This window comes from Streptomyces solincola (assembly GCF_002982015.1).
GTDB classification, from domain to species: domain Bacteria; phylum Actinomycetota; class Actinomycetes; order Streptomycetales; family Streptomycetaceae; genus Streptomyces; species Streptomyces solincola.
In genome coordinates, this window is sequence record NZ_PVLV01000371.1 from 1 (window position 1) to 3,888 (window position 3,888).

Annotated in this window: 4 protein-coding genes; all 4 read left to right on the plus strand. The window is 75.6% G+C overall.

Features of this window, described 5'->3' with window-relative positions; genetic code table 11:
* Nucleotides 1-254: 254 nt before the first annotated feature.
* The 4 genes from pgsA to C6N75_RS21885 all read left to right on the plus strand — a co-directional run bounded on the left by pgsA (nt 255) and on the right by C6N75_RS21885 (nt 3,743).
* Nucleotides 255-992: a phosphatidylinositol phosphate synthase gene (gene pgsA / locus C6N75_RS21870; protein ID WP_105870606.1), complete on the plus strand. Its 738-nt coding sequence runs from the start codon at nt 255-257 to the stop codon at nt 990-992.
* A complete protein-coding gene (locus C6N75_RS21875) occupies nt 989-1,900 on the plus strand; it encodes a phosphatidylinositol mannoside acyltransferase (protein WP_105870607.1) in 912 nt (303 codons plus the stop codon). Before pgsA ends, C6N75_RS21875 begins: the two co-directional genes overlap by 4 nt.
* Complete coding sequence (locus tag C6N75_RS21880; RefSeq protein WP_105870608.1) at nt 1,897-3,054, plus strand: glycosyltransferase family 4 protein; 1,158 nt, start codon at nt 1,897-1,899, stop codon at nt 3,052-3,054. The genes C6N75_RS21875 and C6N75_RS21880 overlap by 4 nt, the downstream gene beginning before the upstream one ends.
* Before the next feature lie 149 nt (nt 3,055-3,203).
* Complete coding sequence (locus tag C6N75_RS21885) at nt 3,204-3,743, plus strand: hypothetical protein (protein WP_105870609.1); 540 nt, start codon at nt 3,204-3,206, stop codon at nt 3,741-3,743.
* Nucleotides 3,744-3,888: the final 145 nt, after the last annotated feature.

The window sequence follows — 3,888 nt, forward strand, 5'->3', positions numbered from 1 at the left end:
GGGGGAGGTGTGAAGGGGCGCGGGCGCGGGGGAGCGCATCCGGGCTACGGGCGGCTCCGGCGGTGCCCGCGGGTCGTCTTCCGAGCTTTCCACTCAGGCCAGGTTGCGTCCATACGCGCGTCACCGCGACGCGGGACCGGGCGCGCCCCCGGGAGGCGGGGACGTCCGCGGCCGGGCGCGCCGGGCGCTGTGACTACGATGGGGCGGCGCCGTCGGCCGTAGGGGCCGGGCGGCCACCGACCGTCGGGAAGGCCATGCTGAACAAGTACGCGCGTGCGTTCTTCACGCGTGTCCTCACACCGTTCGCCGCGTTTCTGCTCCGCCGCGGGGTGAGTCCCGACGCCGTGACCCTCGTCGGCACCGCCGGCGTGATGGCGGGGGCGCTGTTCTTCTTCCCCCGCGGCGAATTCTTCTGGGGCACCATCGTCATCACGTTGTTCGTCTTCTCCGACCTGGTGGACGGCAACATGGCCCGCCAGGCCGGGATCTCCAGCCGGTGGGGCGCGTTCCTGGACTCCACGCTGGACCGGGTCGCCGACGGGGCGATCTTCGGCGGGTTCGCCCTGTGGTACGCGGGCCGGGGTGACGACGACGTGCTCTGCGCGGTCGCCATCTTCTGCCTGGCCAGCGGCCAGGTCGTCTCTTACACCAAGGCGCGCGGCGAGTCCATCGGGCTGCCGGTCGCCGTCAACGGCCTGGTCGAGCGGGCCGAGCGGCTGGTGATCTCGCTGGTCGCCGCCGGTCTGGCCGGACTGCACGGCTTCGGGGTGCCGGGCATCCAGATCCTGCTGCCGATCGCCCTGTGGGTGGTCGCCGCGGGCAGCGCCGTGACGCTGGCGCAGCGGGTGGTGACGGTACGCCGCGAGTCCGCGGAGGCGGAGGCGGCCGAGGCGGCGTCCGGCGCCCTGCCGGCGGCCCCCGGCAGCGGCGCGGCGGCGGCCGGGCGGGACGAGCCGGGGATCGGCCCCGGCACGAGGGGGAGTGGGACATGAGCACCGCTGCCGAGCGGCTGACCGACGGCCTGTACGGGCTGGGCTGGGGCGCGGTGCGGAAGCTGCCCGAGCCGGTGGCCGCCGGCCTGGGCCGCCGGATCGCCGACACCGCCTGGAAGCGGCGCGGCAAGGGCGTGCTGCGACTGGAGGCCAACCTGGCCCGGGTCGTGCCGGACGCCTCCCCGGAGCGGCTCGCGGCCCTCTCCCAGGCCGGGATGCGCTCCTACATGCGGTACTGGATGGAGTCCTTCCGGCTGCCGTCCTGGAGCGAGGAGAAGGTCCGCGCCTCCTTCGACCCCAAGGACATCCACCACCTCACCGACGCACTCGCCGCCGGCCGCGGGGCCGTCATCGCCCTGCCCCACCTGGCCAACTGGGACCTCGCGGGGGTCTGGGTCACCCGGGCCCTCGGCGTCCCCTTCACCACCGTCGCCGAACGCCTCAAGCCGGAGAGCCTGTACGACCGGTTCGTCGCCTACCGCGAGTCGCTCGGCATGGAGGTCCTGCCGCACGCCGGCGGCTCCGCCTTCGGCACCCTGGCCCGCCGGCTGCGCGCGGGCGGCCTGGTCTGCCTGGTCGCCGACCGGGACCTGTCCTCCTCCGGCGTCGAGGTCGGCTTCTTCGGCGAGACCGCCCGGATGCCGGCCGGCCCGGCGATGCTCGCCCAGCAGACCGGGGCGCTGCTGCTCCCCGTCACCCTCTGGTACGACGCGGGCTCGGTCATGCAGGGCCGGGTCCACCCGCCGGTCGAGGTCCCGGCGAGCGGCGCCCGCGCCGAGAGGACGGCCGTGATGACCCAGGCCCTGGCGGACGCCTTCGCCGAGGGCATCGCCGAGCACCCGCAGGACTGGCACATGCTCCAGCGGCTGTGGCTCGCCGACCTCGACCCGGCCCGGGGGGCGCGGTGAGGATCGGCATCGTCTGCCCCTACTCCTGGGACGTCCCGGGCGGGGTGCAGTTCCACATCCGGGACCTCGCCGACCACCTGATCCGGCTCGGCCACTCCGTCTCCGTGCTCGCCCCCGCCGACGACGACACCCCGCTGCCGCCGTACGTCGTCTCCGCCGGGCGGGCCGTGCCCGTCCCGTACAACGGGTCGGTCGCCCGCCTCAACTTCGGCTTCCTGTCCGCGGCCCGGGTGCGCCGCTGGCTGCACGAGGGCACCTTCGACGTCATCCACATCCACGAGCCGGCCTCGCCGTCGCTGGGCCTGCTGTCCTGCTGGGCCGCGCGCGGCCCCATCGTGGCCACCTTCCACACCTCCAACCCGCGCTCGCGCGCCATGATCGCGGCGTACCCGATCCTCCAGCCCGCGCTGGAGAAGATCAGCGCGCGGATCGCGGTGAGCGAGTACGCCCGCCGCACCCTGGTGGAGCACCTGGGCGGCGACGCGGTGGTCATCCCCAACGGCGTGGACGTCGACTTCTTCGCCGAGGCCGAGCCGCGCGAGGAGTGGCAGGGCGGCACCCTCGGCTTCATCGGCCGCATCGACGAGCCCCGCAAGGGGCTGCCCGTCCTGATGAAGGCCCTGCCGCAGATCCTGGCCGCCCGCCCGGACACCCGGCTGCTGGTGGCGGGCCGCGGCGACGAGGAGGAGGCCGTCGCCTCCCTCCCCGCCGAGATGCGCTCCCGGGTCGAGTTCCTGGGCATGGTCAGCGACGAGGACAAGGCCCGGCTGCTGCGCAGCGTGGACGTGTACGTCGCGCCCAACACGGGCGGCGAGAGCTTCGGCATCATCCTGGTCGAGGCGATGTCGGCGGGCGCGCCGGTGCTCGCCAGCGACCTGGACGCCTTCACCCAGGTCCTCGACCAGGGCGCGGCGGGCGAGCTGTTCGCCAACGAGGACGCCGAGGCGCTGGCCAAGGCGGCGATCGGCCTTCTCGGCGACCCGCAGCGCCGCGCCGAGCTGCGCGACCGGGGCGCCGCGCACGTCCGGCGCTTCGACTGGTCGACGGTCGGCGCGGACATCCTCGCGGTCTACGAGACGGTCGCCGCCGGCGCGGCCGCGGTCGACGCCGACGAGCGCCTGGGCCTCCGCGGCCGCTGGCTCGCGCGGGACTAGGGCGGGACCCGAGAGGGCCCTGCCCCGCCCCCGCCACCGGCGTGCCGGTCCGGGGGCGGGGGACCAGGGCCGTGGCCCAATGGGTGGCCCCCCGGCGCCCGCCCTGGACCGGGACCGGGGCGGGCGCCGGGTCCCGATAGCCTTCGGGCGTGATCGAGACCCTTATCTACGTCGCCGTCGCCCTGTTCGCGATCGGGCTGTACCTGAGCTGGACCGCGGGGCGGCTGGACCGGTTGCACGCGCGGATCGACGCGGCGCGGGCGGCGCTGGACGCGCAGCTGGTGCGGCGGGCTTCGGTGGCGCAGGAGCTGGCTACCAGCGGGGTGCTCGATCCGGCGGCCTCCATCGTGCTGTACGAGGCGGCGCACGCGGCCCGGCAGGCGGAGGAGGAGCACCGCGAGGTGGCCGAGAGCGAGCTGAGCCAGGCGCTGCGGGCGGTGTTCGGGGAGCCCGAGCAGATGGACGAGGTCCGCCAGGCCCCGGGCGGCGAGGAGGCCGCCGGGGAGCTGGCGGCGGCGGTGCGCCGGGTCCCGATGGCGCGGCGGTTCCACAACGACGCGGTGCGCGCCGCCCGGGCGCTGCGCCGGCACCGTACGGTCCGCTGGTTCCGGCTGGCCGGGCACGCCCCGTTCCCGCTGGCGTTCGAGATGGACGACGAGCCCCCGGTGGCCCTCGCCGACCGGGGGTGACCCCGGGCCCGTCGGCGGCCGATCCGGGACCCGTGTCCAGGGCCCGTTTCCCCAGCCCGTGTCCAGGGTCCGGCTCCGAGCCACGTGTCCAGGGTCCGTGTCCAGATCCCGTGTCCAGGGCCCGTGTGCAGGGCCAGGGCGGGTG

Coding starts and splice junctions, on each gene's coding strand:
- C6N75_RS21875 (WP_105870607.1), top strand. CDS start 989: ATGAGCACCGCTGCCGAGCGGCTGACCGACGGCCTGTACGGGCTGGGC.
- pgsA (WP_105870606.1), top strand. CDS start 255: ATGCTGAACAAGTACGCGCGTGCGTTCTTCACGCGTGTCCTCACACCG.